At 71.8% G+C, this 21,418-nt stretch carries 18 protein-coding genes and 1 pseudogene; 9 read left to right on the forward strand and 10 right to left on the reverse strand.

Going from position 1 to position 21,418, the window contains the following annotated elements:
• Positions 1-104: 104 nt before the first annotated feature.
• Positions 105-656: a TetR/AcrR family transcriptional regulator gene (locus ACPA54_RS29520; RefSeq protein ID WP_423534437.1), complete on the forward strand. Its 552-nt coding sequence runs from the start codon at positions 105-107 to the stop codon at positions 654-656.
• 42 nt (positions 657-698) lie between these two features.
• Here the strand turns inward: ACPA54_RS29520 and ACPA54_RS29525 are convergent, their stop codons facing one another.
• Positions 699-1,211, reverse strand: coding sequence for an MFS transporter (locus ACPA54_RS29525; RefSeq protein ID WP_423534456.1), 513 nt, complete (start codon positions 1,209-1,211; stop codon positions 699-701).
• Positions 1,212-1,320: 109 nt separating this feature from the next.
• Positions 1,321-2,217: pseudogene (locus ACPA54_RS29530) on the reverse strand (MFS transporter); the annotation flags it as partial.
• A 364-nt stretch (positions 2,218-2,581) separates the two neighbouring features.
• On the opposite strand from ACPA54_RS29530, the gene ACPA54_RS29535 reads away from it, so the two are divergent.
• Entirely contained in the window at positions 2,582-5,230 is a 2,649-nt protein-coding gene (locus ACPA54_RS29535) for a family 78 glycoside hydrolase catalytic domain (protein ID WP_423534438.1), read from the forward strand.
• A 98-nt stretch (positions 5,231-5,328) separates the two neighbouring features.
• Here the strand turns inward: ACPA54_RS29535 and ACPA54_RS29540 are convergent, their stop codons facing one another.
• Positions 5,329-6,936 (reverse strand): ABC transporter substrate-binding protein, encoded by a 1,608-nt coding sequence (locus tag ACPA54_RS29540; protein ID WP_423534439.1) that lies wholly within the window; start codon positions 6,934-6,936, stop codon positions 5,329-5,331.
• Between the two features lie 371 nt (positions 6,937-7,307).
• Here ACPA54_RS29540 and ACPA54_RS29545 point away from each other — a divergent pair, with 371 nt between their 5' ends.
• Positions 7,308-7,478, forward strand: coding sequence for a hypothetical protein (locus tag ACPA54_RS29545; RefSeq protein WP_423534440.1), 171 nt, complete (start codon positions 7,308-7,310; stop codon positions 7,476-7,478).
• A 74-nt stretch (positions 7,479-7,552) separates the two neighbouring features.
• Here the strand turns inward: ACPA54_RS29545 and ACPA54_RS29550 are convergent, their stop codons facing one another.
• A complete protein-coding gene (locus ACPA54_RS29550) occupies positions 7,553-8,734 on the reverse strand; it encodes an acyl-CoA dehydrogenase family protein (RefSeq protein ID WP_423534441.1) in 1,182 nt (393 codons plus the stop codon).
• The gene (locus tag ACPA54_RS29555; protein ID WP_423534442.1) at positions 8,731-9,915 is read right to left on the reverse strand and encodes an acyl-CoA dehydrogenase family protein; all 1,185 of its coding nucleotides are present in this window, start codon (positions 9,913-9,915) and stop codon (positions 8,731-8,733) included. The genes ACPA54_RS29550 and ACPA54_RS29555 overlap by 4 nt, the downstream gene beginning before the upstream one ends.
• Positions 9,916-10,194: 279 nt before the next feature.
• On the opposite strand from ACPA54_RS29555, the gene ACPA54_RS29560 reads away from it, so the two are divergent.
• Together ACPA54_RS29560 and ACPA54_RS29565 are read left to right on the forward strand one after the other, a co-directional pair.
• Complete coding sequence (locus ACPA54_RS29560; protein ID WP_423534443.1) at positions 10,195-11,244, forward strand: hypothetical protein; 1,050 nt, start codon at positions 10,195-10,197, stop codon at positions 11,242-11,244.
• Between the two features lie 86 nt (positions 11,245-11,330).
• Positions 11,331-11,813, forward strand: a complete 483-nt coding sequence (locus tag ACPA54_RS29565) for a nuclear transport factor 2 family protein (RefSeq protein ID WP_423534444.1) — start codon at positions 11,331-11,333, stop codon at positions 11,811-11,813.
• A gap of 118 nt (positions 11,814-11,931) precedes the next feature.
• Here the strand turns inward: ACPA54_RS29565 and ACPA54_RS29570 are convergent, their stop codons facing one another.
• Positions 11,932-12,675 carry a helix-turn-helix domain-containing protein gene (locus ACPA54_RS29570; protein ID WP_423534445.1) on the reverse strand — a complete coding sequence of 248 codons (744 nt, stop codon included), beginning with the start codon at positions 12,673-12,675 and terminating at the stop codon, positions 11,932-11,934.
• 260 nt (positions 12,676-12,935) lie between these two features.
• Here ACPA54_RS29570 and ACPA54_RS29575 point away from each other — a divergent pair, with 260 nt between their 5' ends.
• Complete coding sequence (locus ACPA54_RS29575) at positions 12,936-13,610, forward strand: DUF4097 family beta strand repeat-containing protein (protein WP_423534446.1); 675 nt, start codon at positions 12,936-12,938, stop codon at positions 13,608-13,610.
• Between the two features lie 104 nt (positions 13,611-13,714).
• Here the strand turns inward: ACPA54_RS29575 and ACPA54_RS29580 are convergent, their stop codons facing one another.
• From ACPA54_RS29580 to ACPA54_RS29595, 4 genes are all read right to left on the reverse strand, one after another.
• The gene (locus ACPA54_RS29580; protein ID WP_423534447.1) at positions 13,715-13,861 is read right to left on the reverse strand and encodes a hypothetical protein; all 147 of its coding nucleotides are present in this window, start codon (positions 13,859-13,861) and stop codon (positions 13,715-13,717) included.
• Positions 13,862-13,969: 108 nt separating this feature from the next.
• The gene (locus ACPA54_RS29585; RefSeq protein ID WP_423534448.1) at positions 13,970-15,331 is read right to left on the reverse strand and encodes a dihydrolipoamide acetyltransferase family protein; all 1,362 of its coding nucleotides are present in this window, start codon (positions 15,329-15,331) and stop codon (positions 13,970-13,972) included.
• 88 nt (positions 15,332-15,419) lie between these two features.
• Positions 15,420-16,490, reverse strand: coding sequence for an alpha-ketoacid dehydrogenase subunit beta (locus ACPA54_RS29590; RefSeq protein WP_423534449.1), 1,071 nt, complete (start codon positions 16,488-16,490; stop codon positions 15,420-15,422).
• Positions 16,487-17,626 (reverse strand): thiamine pyrophosphate-dependent enzyme, encoded by a 1,140-nt coding sequence (locus ACPA54_RS29595; protein WP_423534450.1) that lies wholly within the window; start codon positions 17,624-17,626, stop codon positions 16,487-16,489. The genes ACPA54_RS29590 and ACPA54_RS29595 overlap by 4 nt, the downstream gene beginning before the upstream one ends.
• Positions 17,627-17,796: 170 nt before the next feature.
• Here ACPA54_RS29595 and ACPA54_RS29600 point away from each other — a divergent pair, with 170 nt between their 5' ends.
• From ACPA54_RS29600 to ACPA54_RS29610, 3 genes are all read left to right on the forward strand, one after another.
• Positions 17,797-18,402 carry a TetR/AcrR family transcriptional regulator gene (locus tag ACPA54_RS29600; RefSeq protein WP_423534451.1) on the forward strand — a complete coding sequence of 202 codons (606 nt, stop codon included), beginning with the start codon at positions 17,797-17,799 and terminating at the stop codon, positions 18,400-18,402.
• Positions 18,403-18,977: 575 nt separating this feature from the next.
• On the forward strand, positions 18,978-19,910 hold the full coding sequence (locus ACPA54_RS29605; RefSeq protein ID WP_423534452.1) for a Tat pathway signal sequence domain protein: 933 nt from the start codon (positions 18,978-18,980) through the stop codon (positions 19,908-19,910).
• 89 nt (positions 19,911-19,999) lie between these two features.
• Positions 20,000-21,304, forward strand: coding sequence for a copper amine oxidase (locus ACPA54_RS29610; protein WP_423534453.1), 1,305 nt, complete (start codon positions 20,000-20,002; stop codon positions 21,302-21,304).
• The last annotated feature ends 114 nt before the right edge of the window (positions 21,305-21,418 follow it).

Below are 21,418 nucleotides of genomic sequence, written 5' to 3' on the forward strand. Positions count from 1 at the left end.
CGCCGGGCGGAGCCGGCACACGGTGGGTTGGGTACGTTCGTCGGGTGACAAGTGACAAGCCGGCCGTCGGTGGCCGTAGGGCGCGGAAGCCGTATCCCAAGGGCGTGGCCCGTCGTGCGCAGATCCTCGAGACGGCCCTCGAGGTCTTCGCCTCCGAGGGGGACCGGAAGGCGTCGCTGCGGGCGATCGCCGAACGGGTCGGGCTCACCGACACCGGAGTGCTGCATTACTTCGGCTCGCGGGAAGAGCTGTTCCTCGCCGTCATCGACGAGCGGGACCAGGAGTCGACCGCGGCCGCGGAGGGGGCCGCGGACTCACTGGAGGCGATCGTCCGCACGGTGCGGCACAACATGGGGGTCCCCGGCCTGGTGCGGCTGTACGTGGCGATGACCGCGGCCGCTCCCGAGCCCGGGCATCCGGCGGGACCGTACTTCGCCCGCCGCTACGCGGAACTGCGGGCCGCGATCCGCACCGGCGTGGCCGTGATGCAGGAGGACGGCCGGGCCCGGGACGACGTCGACGCCGCCGTCCTCGCGCACCTGCTCGTGGCGGCGGTGGACGGCATCCAGCTGCAGTGGTTGATCGATCCGTCCGTCGACATGGCCGAGGTGGTGGACGCGCTGGTCACGATGATCACGAGTCCTGCGGCGCGCTGACGGCCGGGACCGGGGCCGTGCGCCTCGGTCCCGGCCTCTTGTTCAGCGAGGGGCGGCGACCGGGCTGTCGGCGGCGGCCGCGGCGGCGGTGCGCACCTTGGGGATGAAGAGGGCCAGGACGAGGGCCCCGGCCAGCATCACGGCCGCGGCCGTGTAGGCGGCCTTGTAACCGCCGTCGGTGTAGAGCGACGTGCCCTGGACGACGTTGGCCCGGTCGTTGAGGACGGAGAAGATGACCTGGGTGGAGATGGCGCTCAGCACGCCGCCGATCAGGCTGTTGACCCCGTTGACGGTGGCCTGGTCCTCGGCGCGTACGGCTTCGACGACGAGGACGGGGCCGGAGGCGATGACCAGGCCCATGCCGACCGCGAAGAGCGGTCCGAACACGATGAACTGCCACTTCTCGTAGTGGTAGTTGTGCGTCACCAGGAGGCCGGCGAGCGCCACGGCCAGCCCTGCCACGAGGGTGATCTTCGCGCTCCACCGGTTGGCGATCCAGCCGACCCCGAAGCCGCAGAGCAGCAGCAGGATGCTGGAGTGGACGCCGCGCGGCATTCTCGGTCGCGGTGTAGCCGAGACCGTCGGACATGCCGGGGATCCTGGGATAGAGGGCCAGGAGCTGGTTGATCGTGCCGGCGGAGAAGAGCACGCCGGCCCCGGCTCCGCCGGCGAGCAGGATCAGCAGCAGTCTGCGGTCCGCCAGTAGGCGGACGGGAAGCAGCGGGTGCGCGACCCGGTGCTCCACGACCACGAAGGCGGCCAAGGCGGCCGCGCCGCCGATCAGGTACGCGAGCGTCGATCCGGCGCTCCAGCCCCACTCGCTGCCCTTGCCGATGCCGTAGACCAGCGCGGTGGCGCTGCCGCCGAGCAGCAGGCCGCCGAGCCAGTCGAACGAGGTGCGGGCGCCGCGCAGCGGGCTCTCCGGTACGAACACGAGGAGGAGGACCAGGGCGACGAGACTGTTGACGGCGAGGAACCACAGGACGCCGCGGAAGCCGTGGTTGTCCTGGAGCCAGCCGGACAGCCAGGGGCCCGCGAGCGCGGTGAGTCCGGTGCTGGTGGCGACCACGCCGGTGGCGGTGCCCACCCATTTCGCGGGGAACACGTCGCGCACGATCGAGTACGTCAAGGCGGTCACGACCGCGTAGATCCCGACGAGGAAGCGCGCGGACAGCATGAGGCCCCAGGTCGGCGCGAGCGCGCACAGGGTTTCGCCGACGACTCCGGCGACCGACGCGACGACCATGACCCGCTTCTTGCCGTACATGTCGGCGGCCTTGATCAGGAACGGCACGCTCATGGTCGACACGAGCGTGGTGATCAGGGTGAACCAGGCGATTTGCGTGGTGTGGAAATGCTGCGCGATCAGCCCCTGGGCGTTGCCCAGCAGCAGGCCGGACATCGACAGCACGACAGTGGGCCAGGCCAAGGCGACCATCAGGACGATGTAGTACGCCTTGGGGTGCTCCGTTCGACCGCCGGGCGCGGCGCCGGGCGGGTCGGTCTGGTCCAGCGGAGGGGCGGTCGTGCTCATAACAGGTCTCCAAGACATTACCGGCATTCCCGGACGACCGGGAAGCCTGCCGCGGACCTTGCGGCGGGACGCGGGGCTGTGAATCGTTTCATTCGGAAGGTCGCCCGATGCCTTGGCGAAGGCGGGCGTGGGGTGAGCCTAGAAGTTAAAACCGAGGGGCGCCAGGTTTCGTGCACATGAACTTTTGTCACGATCCGGTCGAGGTGTGCCCCGGCGCCCAGTGCGGCTCTGTCGACGTTGAGGGGGGCGCGCGAGTCGGCGCCGTAGGCCGTCCGGCGTCGACAGCGGCCCGGGAGTCGCCCCAAGGCCCACTGGGGCGCAAAACCTTGCACCCCTTGTTTCTATTGGTTAGCGTCGCCGTTGATCGAAACGTTTCAATTGCAGGAGTGCCATGAACGCCCCGGACCGTCTCCGCGTCGAACACCTCGAAGCGCCTCTGGGGCTGCACGTGCGGAGGCCGCGCCTGTCGTGGCGGCTTCCCGCGGGCGCGACGCGGCAACTGGCTTACACGCTCAGGACCGACGTCTGGGAGTCGGAACGCGTCGCGTCGGACCGCTCGGTGCTGGTCGGCTACGACGGCCCGGACATCGGATCCGGGCAACGCGTCCCCTGGCAGGTCAAGGTCTGGACGGACCTGGGGGAGAGCGCCTGGTCGGAGCCCTCCTCGTGGGAGACGGGGCTGCTGGACCCCGGCGACTGGACGGCCCGCTGGATCGAGCCCGACGAGCCGGACCCGCGGCCCGAGGCCGGGCAGCGGCCCGCGTACCACCTGCGCCGGGACTTCACCCTGCCGGCGGGCGTGCGCCGCGCCCGCCTGTACGCCACCGCGCACGGCATCTACGAGGCGTTCCTCAACGGCCACCGCGTCGGCGACCTCGAGCTGACGCCCGGGTACACGGCCTACCGCGACATCCTGCACGTGCAGACCTACGACGTGACCGCCCTGCTCCGCGAAGGCCCGAACGCAATCGGCGCCCTGCTGTCGGACGGCTGGTTCCGGGGTCGCACGGGAGCCATGCGCCTCGCCGACAGCTTCGGCGAACGCACGGCGTTCCTGGCCCAGCTGCACGTGGAAGGCGACGACGCGTCGGTCTTCGTGGTCGGTACCGACGGCACGTGGCGCACCGCGCCCGGCGCGATCACCGCAGCCGACCTCATGGACGGAGAAAGCCACGACCTCCGCCGCGCCCGGCCGGGCTGGTCGTCACCCGGCTTCGACGACGGAGCGTGGGCGAAGGCGAGCGAGGGGCACGGAGACCTGTATGCCGACTTCGCCCGCCTGACCGCATCACCGGCGCCGCCCGTCCGACGGATCGAGGAGATCCGGCCGGCATCCGTCGCCGTGCTGCCGTCCGGCGTGCAGGTCGTCGACCTCGGCCAGAACATCAACGGGTGGGTCCGCACCACGGTGCCGCAAGGAGACACCCTCACCCTCGGCCACTCCGAGGCGCGCGGCGCCGACGGCGACGTGGACCTGGAGCACTTCCGCGGCGTGGAGTTCCAGACCGGCGCGCCGTTGCCCGCCGGGCAGGTCGACCGCGTCGTCGGCCCGGACACCGCGGACGGCGTCTTCGAACCGCGCCACACGACGCACGGGTTCCAATACGTCCGCGTCGAGGGCGCCGGCCGTCCGCTGGAGATCGCCGACGTCACCGGCGTGGTCGTGCACAGCGACCTGCGGCGCACCGGCACCTTCCGGTGCGCCGACGAGCGGATCAACCGGCTCCACGAGATCGCGGAGTGGAGCTTCCGCGGCAACGCGTGCGACATCCCCACCGACTGCCCGCAGCGGGAGCGCGCGGGCTGGACCGGCGACTGGATGCTGTACGTCCCGACCGCGGCGTTCCTGTACGACGTCGCGGGCTTCTCGGTGAAATGGCTGCGCGACTTGGCCGTCGACCAGTGGGACGACGGCTGCCTGACGAACTTCGCACCGGACCCGGGCGGCAAGGCCGTCCAGCATCTGCCGGCCGAACTGCTCGACCAATTCGCCGGGTCGTCCGGTTGGGGCGACGCGTCGGTGATCGTGCCGTGGGAGCTGTACCGCGTCTACGGCGACCCGGACATCCTGCACGAGTTCCGGCCCATGATGGTGCGCTGGGTCGAATTCGCCGCCGAACGCGCGCGGACCCGCCGCCACCCCCGCGTCGCCGCGCGCCCGGAGCCCGCGGCCCACGAGGAGTTCCTGTGGGATGCGGGCTTCCACTGGGGCGAGTGGTGCGAACCGGACGTCGACCCGGACGCGTTCCGTACCGCGGACCAAGGCGCGGTCGCCACGGCGTACTTGCATCGCTCCGCCGCGCTGCTGTCTCGCATCTCGACGCTGACCGGGCATCCCGGCGACGCGGAGCGCTTCGCCCGCCTCGCCGACGGTGCGCTGCGTGCCTGGCGCGCCGAATACCTGGCCGCCGACGGGAGGATGAGCCCCGACACGCAGGCGACCTACGTCCGCGCCCTGGCGTTCGGCCTCGTCCCGGACGAGCTGCGCGACGCGGCCGCCGATCGGCTGGTCGCCCTGATCCGCGAAGCCGGCACGCACGTCGGCACGGGATTCCTCGCGACTCCCTACCTGCTGCCGGTACTTGCCGACACCGGGCACCTCGATCTGGCCTTCGACCTGCTCTTCCAGGACACCGAGCCGTCCTGGCTCACCATGATCGACCGGGGCGCGACCACGATCTGGGAGGAATGGCACGGCATCGACGCCGAGGGCAAAGCCCACGCGTCGCTCAACCACTACAGCAAGGGCGCGGTCATTTCCTTCCTGCACACGCACGTGGCCGGGATCCGGCCGCCTGCCGAGCCCGGCCCGGACTCGGCGGGCTACCGCCGCTTCACGATCGAGCCTCGTCCCGGCGGCGGACTCACCTCTGCGGAGGCGCAGTTCGTGTCACCGTACGGGACGATCGCGTCGGCGTGGCGCCTGGCGGAGGGCCGCTTCGTCCTCGACGTCACGGTCCCCTCGGGGACGGAAGCCGACATCCGCCTTCCGGACGGGCGCAGGCTGACCGCCGGGCCCGGGAGCCACACCTTCCGATGAGCCTGCCCCGCCCGCGCGCTATGTGTGCAGCGCGCGGGCGGGAAGGTCCGGACGCTTCCGGTCGGCGCCGCCGCGCCCCGAGGCCGTTTCCCCGAGGGCTACTTCAGGCCGAGTCGGTCCATGAAGACGACGCCTGCGTTGTAGCTCTCGACGCCGGTGACTTTGCCGCTGTAGATCGTGCCGCACAGGGACTCCGCGTACGACCACAGCGGGACGTCGGCGACCAGGGCCTTCTGCAGATCCGAATAGGCCTGCTTGCGGACGGCCGGGTCGGTGCTCGCCCGGCCGGCCGCGAGGGCGGCGTCCGCCTGGGGGCTGTTCCAGCCGCCGATGTTGAACGGGCTCTGGGAGTACCAGTAGCCGAACAGCAGCGGTTCCGGGTCGGCCGCCCAGACCTGGGTCAGCGTCGCCTGGAACTCGCGCTGGACCGCGTACTTGACGATGTACGCGCCGATCTCCGCGGCTTCGACGCGCATCGAGACGTTCCGGAACTCCTTGAGCCGGCTGGCCATGTACTCCGCGACCGCGAGGGACGACGGGTTCTGCGGCACGAGGTAGCTGAAGTCCACCTTCTTGCCCTCGGCGGCGAGTTCGTCGAACAGCCGCTGCGCCTCCGCCTTGTTCTGCGGAGGCTGGGTCACCGCCGGGTCGACGAACGGGCTGTCGGCGGTGAAGAAGCTCTTCGCCGGCACGTAGCCGTTGTTCAAGGTCTTCGGGATGTCCGCGGGGTCCAAGGCGAGCGTCAGCGCGCGCCGGGCCCGCACGTCGTCGAACGGCGCCTTGCGCAGGTTGAACTGGATGATCTGTCCGCCGTCGGTCGCCGACTCGGCGACGTTCAACTCCTTCTTCGCCTGCTCGAGGACCTTGCCGTCGGAGCTGATGAACAGGTCGGCTTGGTCCGACTTGACGGTGTTGTACTCCTGCTTGATGTCCGGGATGCTCTTGATCGTGATCTGGTCGAGCTTGGGCAGCCCCTTGTCCTTCTGCCAGTAGGTGGGGTTCCGCTCGAATACCTGCTCGGATCCGCGGGTCCAGCTCTTGAGGACGAACGGTCCGGCGCCGATCGGCTCGGAGCCGTACTTCTCCGGGCCCTTGGCGATCGCGGACGGGGCCATGATGTACGTCAGTTCGGTCGCGATGCCGCGGTCCAGGTTCGGGTTCGGCGCGCCCACCGGGGTCAGCTTCAGCGTGAGGTTGTCGACCACGTCGGTCTTGACGGCCGCGGCGACCGCAATGTGCGACGAGCGGGTCGCCGGGTTGGCCTGCGTGTCGTAATTGAGCTTGACCGCGGCGGCGTCGAACGGTGAGCCGTCGCTGAAGACCACTCCGGGGCGGAGCTTCATCGTCCACGTGGCGCCGTTGTCGTTCGTGGTCAGCGACTCCCCGAGATGCGGCACGACCGTGCGCGACTTGGCGTCGATGACGAACAGCGGGTCGTACAGGGCCGCCATGCGCGGCTCGTCCGCCAGAGCGGAGTTGACCACCCGGAAGGGGTCGAGCGTGGCGGAGTCCTGGACCGCCAGCATGGTCAGCTTGCCGCCGGACCGCGCCGGTGCCGGACTGCCGGAGGCGGACGCGCTCTTGCCGCTGCCGCCGCCTCCGCAGGCGCTGATCGCCAGGCCCAAGGCCGCGAGGCCGGCGACGGCGGCGCTGCGGCGTCTGGACGGGCCGTGTGGTGTATGCCGTACAAAAATCCGTGCAGACATGATCGTGCCTCCCGGTGACGAGATGTGGCGCGTGGGCGATCGAGGTGGTGCCGCGTGGATTGCGCGCGCTACGAGGCACGTCCGGCGGGCGAATGGATGCATGTGAGGGCCCGCCGGGCGTGCCGACGCGGGGTGACGACGGTCGTTGCGCGCGGAGATGTGCGGTCACGGTAGCTGCACATCCCTGAGAAGTCAGCCACCTACGGCAAATTTGCGTACGCCATACACCCTGGAGTCCCGGCGGGAACCGGCTCGGCTGCCGTGCACAAGCCCGTCGGCGCACTGCCGGGCAGGGGCCGGCTGGTCCTCCGGCCATACCTGGCATGTCGTCGCCGACCTGTGGATCGAGCCCCACTCCCGAAGGTGCGGCGGTGCACTACTCCATGCTCGGCATGTTCAATACCGCCGTCGGCGAACGCGCGGGCGTCGCGCACACGTCCGGGCGCTTCGCCGACCATGCGGTCCGCACGGCCGCGGGCCGGCGCATCACTCGGCGGGTGTTCCGCATGGACGCGGCGAATACCCCGCCGGACCTGGGCTGAGCGGTCGCGGTGCGGGAGCCGCGGGTGCCTGCGGCGATCAGCGGTGTGCCCGTCCGATCGCCGCAGGCGTCGCGTTATGCGGGGATGTCCGCGAACTGCGCGAGAGCCGCGTAATGGCGGTCCGGTGTGCCGAGCATGACCGATGCGCTCATGGCGCGCTTGACGTACAGGTGCGCCGGGTGCTCCCAGGTGAACCCGATGCCGCCGTGCAGGTGCAGGCTCTCCTCCGCGGTGCGGACGGCGATCTCGCCGACGTGCGCGGCCGCCAGGGCGGCGGCGAGCGGGAAGTCGTCCGAGTCGTCGGCGGCGCACGCCGCCGCGTAGCGGGCGGTGGCCCGGGCCGCGGCCAGGTCCGACCACAGGTCGGCGGCGTGGTGCCGCAACGCCTGGAAGGACCCCAGCGGCCGGCCGAACTGGTGCCGGGTGCGCAGGTATTCGACCGCCGTCTCGAAGGCCTGTTCCGCGGTGCCGAGTTGCTCGGAGGCCAGCAGGGCGGCACCGGTCGTGAGGGTGTGCCGCAGGGCGGCCGCCGCCACGTCCGGGCCTGCCAGCACGCGGGCCTCGGCGCCGTCGAGTTCCAGCGCGCTCAGCGGGCGAGTGCCGTCCAGCGCGGTTTCGCGGGAGGCGGCGACGCCGGAGCCGCCGGTGCGGACCAGCGCGAGATGCGGCGCGCCGTCGACGACATAGGGGACGACCAGCAGATCGGCCCGATCGGCGGCGAGGACGTGGGGGACCGTGCCGGTGAGCCTGACGCCCGTGCCGCCCGTGCCGCCGGTGCCGCCCGGAACCCCGGCGACCGCGTCGGGGAAGGCCGCGTCGGGCCCGAGGTGGGCCGAGACCGCCAGGGTTGCCGTGCCGGATCCGGCCGCGAGCGCCGCCAGGTCGTCGGCGATGTCCGCCTCCGCCCACGGGCTGCAGCTGAGCATCGCGGTGGTGGCGAGGACGGCGCTGGCCAGGTAGGGGACGGGCGTGAGGAAGCGCCCGAGTTCCTCCAGCACCACGGCGGCCTCCCGGGCCGTGGCGCCGGCGCCGCCGAACTTCTCCGGGATGAGGAGGCCGGCGAGGCCGAGTTCCCGGGTGAGGGTGTCCCACAGCGGGTCGTCGTACGGCTCGTCGGGAGTGTCGAGGCGCGGCAGCACGCGCTGCCACGCGCTGCGTTCGCGCAGGAGCGAGCGGAGTGCGGCGCGCAGGTCGTCCTCGACGTCGCTGTTCACGAGCACGGGGATCGGCGGATTCGCCGGGCTGGTGGTGGTCACCGGGGGATGTCCTTCCAGGGGATCCGGGTGTCGGTGCGCGGTTCGCGGGGCAGGTCGAGCACCCGGTCGGCGATGATGCCGCGCAGGACTTCGTTGGTGCCGCCTTCGATCGAATTGGCGCGGGTCCGCAGGTAGTGGAAGCCGGTGCAGCGGACCTCGCCGCTGCCGGTCATGTTGCTGCGCCGGAACGTGTAGTCGTCGTACGTGAGCGCGTCCGCGCCGGTCAGCTCCAGATGCAGGCGGCTGGTGTCCTGGGCGAGCGCCGCGTACGCCAGCTTCGCGGCCGATCCCTCGGGGCCGGGCTTGCCCGCGGCGGACGCCTGCCGGGAGCGCTCGTTGCCGATGCGGGAGGCCTCGGCACGGGCCCACAGGCGGACCAGGCGGTAATGGAGGCCGGGGGTGCGGAGGTCGGGGCGCTCCCGCCACAGCGTCATCAGCTCGCCGAGGGGACCGCCTTCGCGGGGCGCGGCGGCGGCGCCGATGGCGACGCGTTCGTTCATGAGGGTGGTGGTGGCGACCGTCCAGCCCTGGCCGGGCTCGGCGACGCGCATCGTGTCGGGGATGCGGACGTCGTTGAGGAACACCTCGTTGAACTCGGCCTGTCCGGTGGCCTGCCGGAGCGGGCGGACCTCGACGCCGGGGGCCCGCATGTCGAGGATGAAGTAGGTCATGCCCTGGTGCTTGAGCGCGTCCGGGTCGGTGCGCGTCAGGAGCATCGCCCAGCGGGCGTGGTGGGCGAGCGACGTCCAGACCTTCTGGCCGTTGACGACCCAGGCGTCGCCGTCGCGGACGGCGCGGGTCGCCAGCCCGGCGAGGTCGGACCCGGCGCCGGGCTCGCTGAACAACTGGCACCAGACGTCTTCGCCGGTCCACAGCGGGCGCAGGAAGCGGGCCCGGTGCTCGTCCGTGCCGTGCGCGAGGACGGTGGGGGCGCCCATGCCGAGGCCGATGGGATTGCGTGCCCCGTTCAGCCGCGGGACACCGGCGGCTTCCAGCTCCTCCTCGACGACCGGCTGCAGGGCGCGGGACGCCCCGAGGCCGCCGAGGCCCTCGGGTGCGTGCACCCAGGCGAGCCCGGCGTCGAACCGGTGCCCGAGGAACTCGCGCTGCGTCATGGCACCGGGATCGTGCCGGGCGACGAGGTCCCGTACCCGGGCGCGAATGCTGTCGTGGTCTTCCAACGAGCCCTCCGTGGCGTCTCCGGGCGCAGGTGCTTCGCGCTCCGGCGCCGTACCCGACCAGTCATACATGCATCGATGCATGACTTCAAGATCGAGGGCGGAGGGCTACCGGGCGGAGTCTGCGGCCGCTATTTTGCGGATGGCATACAAAAAAACGGCCGCGTCCATTGATGTCGTGCCCGACGGCATGTATTCCTGTGCGGTGTAGGTCCCGACACCACGCTCGTTGCCCCAGGACGGCACGCGGGGTCTCGGCTGCCGTGACGTGAGGAGACTCCCATGACCACCGATGTGCAGCGGCTCAACGATGTGCTCCGGCCGGCGGCGCCGCCGCGGGTGATGCAGGATCTGTATACCGAGGACCAGCATGCGCGGATGCTGGGTGTGATCCGGGACCGCGGTCCGTGGCCGACGATCGGTGCGCATCACTTCGACACCGTCGAGGAGTTGGTCGCGACTTCGAACGGCGGTTCGGCGGAGCGGGTCGACTTCACGCTCGACGACATCGCGTCGGCGCACTTTCGTGGGTTCTTCGCGGAGAATTCCGTCGTGTACTACCCGGAGCTCCACGACTGCTTCTACAACGAGCGGTTCCTGGATCTGGCGAAGGACTACTGGGGTGGGGCGGGGTATGCGCGGCCCACGATGATGCTGTTCAACTTCTGCGGTCCGCACCGCAGCGGGTTGAACTCGCACATCGATGCGGTCACGTTCCGCGGGATCCGTATCGAGAACTCGCCGGTGTGGCTGCAGAACGTGATGGGCCGGTCGGGCTTGTTCACCGAGCACCTGGTGAAGATGGCGCAGGTCATCACGTGGTGGTACCTGGGGGAGAACGGCACGTTCACGTACTGGCCCGACGGCCCCCTCGGCGACCCGAAGCGCCTCGAACACCCCCTGTGGAACAAGGGGGTTGTCGTGCAGAACGAGGCGATGTTCCACCGCGGCGACCCGGTCGGCCGCCCCGAGGAGCGCGACGTCCCCGGGCTGAAGCACCGCTCGCTCATCGGCTACGACGCCGAGCACGGCGACTGGGCGGTCACCACGGACGACGAGGTGATCCGCCGCTACCGGCCAGAGGAGATGCGGCTCCTCGTGCACTGGAACGCCGAGGTCTACAGCGACCTCGACGAGGTCAAGAAGAACATGGACCACTCCGACGACCTCACCCACGACATCGTCTTCGACCGCCTGCTGGCCGACATGCGCACCCGCGGGGTCAAGGTCGCCGAACCCTCGGACCCGCTGCACGACAAGGACTTCATCCGCGCCTTGATTGCCACGTACTCGATCACCCCCGTGAACGACTGGGCCCGCCCTGCCGCCTGACAATCGCCGCCCGACGCACGCCGTCAGCCGAGCCTCGTCAGCCGAGCCGTCCCCTTTGCACCACGCCGACCAGGAGTGAGTTTCCCGTGACTGTGCACGACCATTTTGCGGCGCACCAGCTCGTCCACCGCTGGTGGTTCACCTACGACGAGGGCCGGCTGGACGAGCTTGCCGGCCTGCTCGCCGACGACTGCCACCTCAGCTCGCGCACCGAGACCGGGCAGCATCCGCACGAGGAGTTCATCCGGTCCGACTGCCGCGGCCGCGAGGCCGCCATGGCGTGGACCCGCGAGCACCGCCGGCACAGCCCCTATCCGCTGCGCCACCATGCCGCGAACATCCACGTCACCGCCGAACGCGACGGCGAACTCGACCTGGAGTCCTACCTCTTCGTCACCCAGATCGTGGACCGCAGGCCGAGCACCCTGTCCAGCGGCATCGTCCACCTCACCCTGGCGCGGACCGACTCCGGCTACCTGATCCGGCGCAAGGACGTCGTCCTCGACTCGATCGAGTCGGCGCCCTTCCACCAGGTCGACTTCGTGGCGGACCGTCAGAAGAGCTGGTGACCCACGCGGGCGGCAAGCGGTTGGCGGGCGAGCGCGTCGTGGTCACCGGCGCAAGCGGCCTGGCAGTACGCACCCTGGACGGGGACCCGCGCTAGGTCGGCTGCCGCCCGGGACGCCGTCAGCGTGACCGCGCCGTACGCGGCTCGGGCGGCGCCGGCTTGGCGGCGAGGACGTCGCGGGCCTGCTCGGCGGCCCGGGCCATGCTCTCGGAGACGAAGTCGCAGAAGCGCGCGATGTTCTCCAGCCGGGTACCGGCCGGGGTGCGGCTGCCGAGGACACCGGCGCCTTGCCGGGCGATCTCGACCATCCGGGCGGTCGCGCGGACGCTGGCCATCATCGACTGGTACCAGGCGTCGTCGTCGACGACGTAGCGTTCACGGCGGCGTTCGTCACGTTCCCGGCGCACCAGGCCTTGGGCTTCGAGGAGCGCGATGGCCTTGGAGACCGACGCCGGGCTGACCCGGAGCCGGTGGACGAGTTCCGACGCGGTGAGGCTGCCCTCGTCGGTCAGGTAGAGGCACACCATCACCCGGGCCGTCATCAGCGGCAGGCCCGATTCGACCAGGACCGTGGTGAACAGCTCCTCGTATGCGTGCACCGCCTCGGCGTCGCGGCCGTGCGCCGGCGCCGGGGCCGCCGCGTCCTGGCGTGCCGGGAGTCCGCGGCGCTGCGCGCGGCGTTCGGTCGCGCGGTGCGCGACGTCCGCGCGGTACGTCCCGGGGCCGCCGTTGCGCAGCACTTCGCGCGTGACCGTCGAGGTCGGGCGGTCGAGCCGCCGGGCGATCTCCGCGTAGGCGAGGCCTTCGGCCAGGCCGAGGGCGATCTGACGCCGCTCCTGCTGGGTGAGTCTGCCTCCCGGCATTGCGGGCCTCCTGTGCGGTCGGGGGATTCTGGGTCCTCGGGCGGTGCCGAGCGTAGCCTTCAGCTTCATTCATTGCAACGTATGGTCGAAGATTTGTTGCATTGACCTCCAGATGGTTGCAACGATATTGCAGCGATGAGCTGCGGTTTTGCTTCGTGCATGCAATGACTGTGTTGCCGAGACTGTAAACGCAACGTAGCGTTTCCTTCATCGGAAACACCGGGTCGACGAAGCGCCCGGACCGGAAGAAGGAGCCCGCCATGCAGAAGTTCGCCACCCCCGCCGCCGTCTCGGTCGTCCTCGACATCCCCGCCGGCCGCGTCCAGGTCATCGCCGCCGACCGGGCGGACACCACCGTCGAGGTGCTGCCGTTCAACGCGGCGAAGAGCCGCGATGTGAAGGCCGCGGAGGAGACCGAGGTTGCCTTCACCGACGGTGTCGTGCGCATCGTGTGCGCACCGCCCGCCAGGAACAAGCTCTTCGGGCCGTCGGGGTCCGTCGAGGTCACCGTGCAGGTGCCGGCCGGCTCCGCGGTCGAAGCGAAGGCGGGCGGCGCCGAGTTCCGCGGCGTCGGGCGGCTCGGCGACGTCGTCGTGGACGGCGGCCTGGGCACGGTCAAGATCGACGAGGCGGCAAGCGCCCGGCTCGCCGTCCTGGACGGCGACGTCGCCGTCGGACGCCTCGGCGGATCCGCCGACATCGGCACCCAGCGGGGCGGCATCGACATCGCCGAAGCGGTCGGCGGAACGGTGGTCCTGCGGACTCTCTCCGGCGACATCGCGATCGCCGCCGCCCCCGGGGTCTCGGCCGCGCTGGACGCCGGCACCACCCAAGGCCGTATCCGCAACTCGCTGAAGAACACCGACGGCGCCGACGCCGTGCTGGCGATCCAGGCCACCACCATGCAAGGCGACATCACGGCCCGCAGCCTCTGACACCTGCGGCCGATATGGCCCCGGCGGGCGGCTGCGCCGTCCGCCGGGGCCGCGGTTGGTTCCGCTGCCGGGCCGGTGGTCTCGTATCGGAGCGGCGTCCGCGGTCAGATGAGCAGCAGCAGGCACAGGGCGATCAGTCCGAGTGCCGCGGTGAGCCGAACGACCAGGACGACGCCGGGTCCGACGATCGCCGTCGCCGGGCGATCGTCGGGACCGCCGTGGCCCGGCGCGGGAGCATCGGTGGAAGGCACGGCATCTCCTTCGGGGGGTCTCGCCACTGCGTTGCTCGGCAACGTAGGTGACACATGCCCGCCGGGCGTCCCTGCGCAGCGGCTCTTGGCGGCGTCTTGACGCCCCCGCTACGCGATGATCCGCAGCGGGTTCTCCAGGAGCCCGATGAGCGTCGCGAGGAACTCCGCGGCGAGGGCGCCGTCGATGATGCGGTGGTCGGCGGTCAGCGTGCACCGCATGCGGGGGCGGACGGCCACCGTGCCGTCGACGACGGCCGGTTCGGGGGTGGCCGCGCCGACGGCGAGGATGGCGCCCTGCGGCGGGTTGACGATCGCGGTGAAGTGCTCGACGCCGTACATGCCCAGGTTGCTGACGGTGAACGTCCCGGCGGCGAAGTCCCCAGCCCCGAGCTTGCGTTCGTGGGCACGCGTGGCAAGGCGGCGGGCTTCGGCGGCGATCCGGGAGACCGGGGCGCGGTCCGCGTCCCGGATCACCGGGACGACCAGGCCGCCGGGTGCCGCGACGGCGATGCCGATGTGGACGCGGCCGTGCAGCAGCGTCGCGCCCTGGCCCTCGGGGGAGTACGACGCGTTGACGCCCGGGTGCGCCCGGAGCGCCAGCGCGCACGCGCGGACCACGAGGTCGTTGACGCTGACCTTCGGCGCGTCGGAGGCCGCAAGGGCGGCGTTGAGGCGTTGGCGCAGTGCGAGGAGTTCGCCCACGTCGGCCGCCGAGGTGACGCTGAACTGCGGTGTGGTGGTGCTGCTTTCGGTGAGACGGCGGCTCGTCGTCCGGCGGACCGCGTCGAAAGGCACGGCGATGGGCTCGCGCTCGTCGGCCGTGGCGAGGTGGGTGGGGGAGGGAGCCGAGGCCTCCGCCGCCCGGACCGCGGGCGGGCGGGCCGACGCTTCCTCCAGATCCCGCCGGACAATGCGTCCGCCCGGCCCCGAGCCCGGGACGGACGCGAGGTCGACGCCGCGTTCCCGGGCCAAGCGGCGGACCAAGGGCGTGGCGAACCGGCGTTCCGCGGCGGGCGAGGCCGTAGCGGCGGCACCGCGCGCGCCGGCGTCGGCGGCCCCGGAGGGTGCGGTGGAGGCCGCGCCGCCCGCCTGCGGCGCGGTCCCCGCAGCGCGTGCCCGAGCGCCGCCACCACCGCCCGGCGACCCGTTCTCCGGCTCGTCGGCGTCAGCCGACCCGCGGCCCTCCGCAGCCGCGCCGCTGCGCTCGTCCCCGTTGTCGCCCCCGCCGTCGCCCGAGCCGTCGTCCAACCGCGCGATCACCGCGCCGATCGGGGCGTTGCCGCCCTCCGGGACGAGGATCGCCGCGAGGATCCCCGCCTCGTAGGCCTCGAACTCCATGACGGCCTTGTCGGTTTCGATCTCGACCAGGACGTCGCCTTCGGCGACCGCATCGCCCGGCTTCTTGAGCCAGGCGGCGACCACGCCGTCCTCCATGGTGTCGGAGAGGCGCGGCATGCGGATGTCGATCATGATTCCGCCTTTTCTGGGACGCGGGGACGCGGGGAAGGGCCGGCGCGGCCCGGTTCCCCGGCAGGGGAGGGAACGGTGAGCGGCCGGGTCAGCGGCCGCGGCCGACCGCGCGGAGCGTGTCGCGGATCGCGGCGGCCACGTCGGCGGCGGACGGCAGCGCCGCCGCCTCCAGGGACTTCGCGTACGGCAGCGGCACCTCGGCCATGGCGACCCGGCGCACCGGGGCATCGAGCCAGTCGAACGCGCCGTCCGCGATGGTCGCGGCGATCTCCGCGCCGATGCCGTACGTCAGCCAGTCGTCTTCGAGGACGACGGCGCAGTGCGTCTTCCGCACCGACGCGACGACCGTCTCGCGGTCGAGCGGACGCAGGCTGCGCAGGTCGACGACCTCGACGTCGATCCCGTCGGTCGCGGCCAGGTCCGCCGCGACCCGGAGCGCCACCGCGGCCATACGCGAGTAGGCGACGACGGTGACGTCGGCGCCGGCCCGGGTCACCGCGGCCCGGCCGATCTCCGCGGGCACATCGTCGTCCGGGACCTCGCCCTTGGTGTTGTAGAGCCCGAGGTTCTCCAGGAACAGCACCGGGTCGTCGTCGCGGATCGCGGCCAGCAGCAGGGCTTTCGCATCCGCCGGGCTGCTCGGCGCGACGACTTTCAGGCCGGGCACGAAGGAGTAGTACAGCTCGACGTTCTGCGAGTGCGTCGCGCCGAGCTGCTGGCCGCCGCCGCCCGGCGTGCGGATCACCATCGGGGCCCGGGCCTGGCCGCCGAACATGCCGTAGATCTTCGCCGCGTGGTTGACGATCTGGTCCAGGGCGAGGAGCGAGAAGTTGATCGTCATGATCTCCACGACCGGGCGGAGTCCGAGCATCGCCGCGCCCACCGCGGCACCGGTGAAACCCTCCTCCGCGATGGGCGTGTCCCGCACGCGCTTGGGGCCGAACTCGTCGAGCAGGCCCGCGGTGATCTTGTAGGAGCCTTCGAAGACGCCGATTTCCTCGCCGATGAGGAACACGCGGTCGTCGCGCCGCATTTCGGCGGCCAGCGTGTCCCGGAGCGCTTCGCGGTAGGTCTTGACGGTCGTCCCTGCGGCGGGGCAGGGGTCGGTGCGCGAGTCGGCGCGTTGGCCGGTGCCTTCGAGGGTGTGTGCGTCGGTCATGCGGGGGACCCTCCGGGCGTCGCGGTGACCGGCAACTCGGCTGCCGGGAACAGCGGTTGACCGGGCAGGCGGCGGGTGTCGTTCGGAACCGGGGTGGCGTAGGTGTAGTCGAAGAGCGTGGCGACGTCGGGATGCGGGCTCGCTTCGGCGAACGCGGCCGCGTCGGCGACGGCGGCCCGGGCGTCCGCCTCCGCGGCTTCGACCGCCCCGTCGTCGAGCAGCCCGAGCAAACGCAGCCGGGCCGTGTACGACACGAGCGGATCCGCGTCCCGCAGCGCCTCGGCCTCGTCGCGGGACCGGTATTTGGCCGGGTCGACGACGGAGTGGCCCTTCAGCCGCCCGCTGACCGCTTCCAGCAGGAACGGACGGCCGTCGCGGGCGGCGGCCAAGGCGGCGCGGGTCGCTTCGTACACGGCGGCGGGATCGTTGCCGTCCACGCGCGCCGACGGCATGCGGTAGGCCGCGGCGCGCTTGTACAGGTCCGGTTCGGCGGAGGCCATCGCGGTCGTCGTCCCCATGCCAAGGCCGTTGTTGACCACGGCGTAGACGATGGGCAGGCGCCACAGCGCGGCCAGGTTCAGCGACTCGTGGAACGCGCCGATGTTGGTCGTTCCATCGCCGAGTACGCACAGCACGGCTTCCGAGCCGCCCCGGTAGTCGACGGCGAGCGCGGCGCCGGTGGCGAGCGGCAGTTGGCCGCCGACGATGCCGTAGCCGCCGAGCAGCCGCGTTTCGGCGTCGAACAGGTGCATCGAGCCGCCCCAGCCGCGGGACACGCCGTCGGTGCGGCCGTACAGCTCGGCCATGATCCGGCCGGGCGCGATGCCGCGGGCGAGGGCGTACCCGTGCTCGCGGTAGTTGGTGAACAGGTAGTCGGACGGCTCCAGCGCGGACACCAGCCCGGTGACCGTGGCTTCCTCGCCGAGGTTGAGGTGGCAGTAGCCGCCGATCTTCGCCTCGGTGTACGCCCGCGCGGCGCGCTCCTCGAACCGCCGCACCAGCAGCATCTCGCGGTGGAAGCGCAGCAGGAGGTCGTCGGGGAGGTGCGGGGCCGCGGTGGCGGCGGTGCCGGGGGTTTCGTCGGCCGCGGTGCCGGTGCCGGTGGCTTGGTCGGCGGCGGTGGCGGAAGCGGGCATGCGGAAGTCTCCTCTCACCCTCGTGGGGCAGGACGGGGGCCCGTTCGGGGCCACGACAGAAATGATACCTAAGCCGTTTCATTAATAGACTGGGCGGTGCCGCCCCCCGAGCGACCGGCAACCCGGCCGACCCGCCCACGACCGCCCCGCGACGAGGACCGATCCGCACCGTGACCCACGACCAGCCCCCACCCCCCGCGCGCAAGCGCGGCCGCCCCACCGCGCGGGAACGCGAGGAGCGCCGCGACCAGATCCTCGACGCCGCGGTGCGGCTGTTCGTCGCCAAGGGCTACCAGCGCACGTCGATCGACGACCTGGTCCCGGCCGCCCGCGTCACCAAGCGCACGGTCTACGGCTACTTCGGCGACAAGTCCGACGTCTTCACCGCCGCCGTCGAACGGCTCCGCGACCGCGCCCTCGCCGCCCCCGCCGCGGCGGCCTCCCCGGAACCGCTCGCCGCCCTCGCCGCCCGGATCGTCGCGACGCTGCACGGCGACGAAGCGGTGGGCCTGCACCGGCTGATGATCGCCGAGGCCACGACCTTCCCCGCACTGGCCGCCCGCTTCCACCGCGACGGCCCGCGCGGCTACATCACCGCGCTCGCCGGCCGGCTCCCCGGCCCGGACCCGGAGCCCCTCGCCGAGGCGCTCTTCACGCTCCTCCTCGGCGAACCCCACCGCGAACGCCTCCTGGGCCTGCGCCCGGCCCCGACGGAGGAGGAGGCTCGGCGGCACGCCCGGACCGCCCTGGAACTCCTCGGCATCACCGCGAAGTAGCGATGGCCGGGCCGTCGGCCGGTCATGCCCGAGCCGGTCGGCGTCGCAGATCCCGCCGCACAACCGGCGCACCCCCCGGCGGGCGCGTCGGCGGCCATCGCCACCCGCGCCCGCAAACGTCGATCCCACGGTCGGGAACCCGCCAATTGTCGGGGTATCCCGGCGGTGTTGCCGACAAACGCGCATGGCGCCCGCGGTTTCCTTTCGGTAATTCCGTGCGCGCACCCGCGGGAGGCCGAGGGTGATTGTGCGGATGCGCGGTCTCGCGGCCCCGCGGAGCCGTCGTCCGGAGGCGCGCAGTCGCGCGGCGACCGCGCTCCCACCTGCCTGTTCCTCTAGTAGAGCGGGCTGTTGCGCCTGGCCGGGCATGCCTCCGGGAATGTCCGGATTTTCGACGGCTATTCCGCGGGCTGCAATTCCGCTAATTAACGGGGCGGAAATGCAACGCGCCATTGTGCGTTACCGCGGACCTCGATCCTCCATTGCGGGCCCCGGCCGCGCGGCCGCCCGGGCCGGCAGCCGCAGAAGGCCGCAGAGGCCCGTGCAAACCCGTGGAAGTCCGTGCTGGAGGACACGTGAACAACAGACCCCCGGAAACCGGGGATATCCCGGCGGAGGAAACCCCGCCGCAGCAGTCGTCGGCTACGCCGTCCGCGGAGGCCGGGGCCGACGTCCCCCGGAGCCGGCGTCTGTCCCGCGTCCTGGTCGGCGCCGGACTCAGTGTGGCCGCGGCCGTCGCGTCGATCGCCATCGCCATCCCGATGGGGGCGTCCGGGGAGAGCGGCAAGCCCGCCGCGGCCGGATCGCCCGCACCCGGCGGCAGCGGTGCGGGGACGGCCGGCGCCGCCGCTCCCGGCGGACAAGCATCGGTGTCGCCCGGCGGCGACGTCCCCGCGGAGAGCGAGCCGATGGGCCCCGCCCCCGCGACGGGCAGCGGCCGGGATCCGCTCACCCCCGACGAAATCGACACCGCCCTGCGGCTGGCCGTCGACCCGGCGCTCCGCCAGTCGGCCCGCACCGTCACCGGGGCGGCCGGTCCCGAGCCGCTGACCGTCGACCTGTCCGACCCGCTGCCGGCCGAGACCGACCCGGGCAAGGCGCCCCGCCGCGCCGACGTCTACTTCTACAACTACGCCGACAACACCCTGGCCAAGCGCGTGGTGAACCTGACCGCCGGGGTGCTGGAACGTTCATCCCAGGCGCCGAACATGCAGCCCGCCCCGTCGCGGACCGAAACCGCCGAGGCACTCAAGCTGCTGGTCGCGTCCCCGTCCGGCGCTCCGCTCAAGGCCCAGTACAAGGCCGCCACCGGCACGGAGCTGGCCGGACCCGAGCAGCTCGACGCGAACGGCTCGTCGTACATCGCCGACATCGGCGACACGGCGACCGCCCAGTGCGGCGCGCACCGCTGCCTGATCCTCTTCGTCAAGGTACGCGGCGGCGTGTACCTCGACACGACGCGCACCGTGGTCGACCTGTCGGCCCGCGCCGTCTTCCCGCCCCAATGACCGCCCGCATGACCGCCCGTACGACCTCCCGCATGACCGGCCGACCGGTCCGCCGCGCCCATCCGGCGTCGGATGAGAGGAAGACTCCGATGATTCGCAGACTGCGCCGCAAGGCGACCGGGGCGGCGGCCGGCCTCGCCGCCCTGGCGATGGCGGCGACCGTGCTCGCCGCACCCGCCGGGGCCGCGGCCGCCGCCGGCAAGGACCAGGACCGCTTCAACTACTGCGGCAACAACGCGATGGTGCAGGAGACCCTGAAGTCCGGCACCGAATGGCGCATGTGCTGGCGCATCGACACCAAGGCCGGGCTCGTCCTCGAACGCGTCGGCTACCAGCCGAAGGGTGAGAAGTACCCGATCACGGTGCTGCGTTCGGCGCAGCTCGCGCAGCTGAACGTGCCGTACGACTCGGGCGACCACCAGTGGAACGACATCACGTCGTACGGCTTCGGCGGCTACTTCTCGCACGCGATCGCCAAGCAGGAGTGCCCGGGCGGCAAGCTCAAGGGCCAGTGGATCGGCAAGAAGGAGGACGCGAAGAAGGTCCTGTGCGTCCAGAAGGTCGACGCCGGCCTGGCGTACCGCTCGCAGGAACAGGAATGGATGAGCCCCGACCTGGGCGACCTGTTCACCGCCAACGGCCAGGACCTGGTGATCTACACGATCTCCAAGGTCGACTGGTACGAGTACGTCACCGAGTGGCGCTTCGCCGACGACGGCCAGGTCTCCGCGCGGCTCGGCGCCACCGGCGACCTGTCGCCGGAGGACTGGACCACGCCCGACAAGGGCTGGCCCATCGGCAAGAATGCCACCGGCATAGCCGGCAACCACTTCCACAACGCCACGTGGCGCGTCGACTTCGACATCGACGGCGACGGGCGGGAGAAGGTCGAGCAGTACGACACGGTCGACACCGGCGCGCGCGGCAAACGCGGCGAGGTCTACAGCACGGCGAAGACCGACATCGCCAAGGAAGGCTCGTTCCAGAACGCCAACCTGCGCTGGTGGCGCGTCGTCAGCCAGAGCAGCAAGAACGCGGACGGGCACAACCGCAGCTACGAGCTGGTGCAGACCGTGACCAACCAGCAGTACGCGGCGAACCCGGCGCAGTCGCCCGCAGTATCGTTCACGCAGGCCAAAGCCTGTGAGAAGTTCGCCAGCTTCAACGCCGATCCGGAATGCGGTGCGCAGGACATCCCCGGATACGTCAACGGCGAGACGCTGACCGACCCGGTGATGTGGGTGACGGTGCCGTTCCACCACGTCCCCCGCGACGAGGACCAGAGCCCGATGCCGATCCACTGGCAGGGCTTCGACCTCCTCCCGCGCGACGTGACCGCGATGAACCCGCTGACGCCCAAGGGGCGCACGGACCACAACGGCCAGGTCGACTGACCGGAGCCGCCTCGTGCGGCCGCCCCCGCCCGCCCGTGCCGTTCGGCGGGCGGGGGCGGCCGCCCGCCATCCGGCCCGCCCGCCATCCGGCCCGCCCGCCATCCGGCCCGCCCG

Source organism: Uniformispora flossi (assembly GCF_049534875.1).
GTDB lineage: Bacteria > Actinomycetota > Actinomycetes > Streptomycetales > Streptomycetaceae > Yinghuangia > Yinghuangia aomiensis.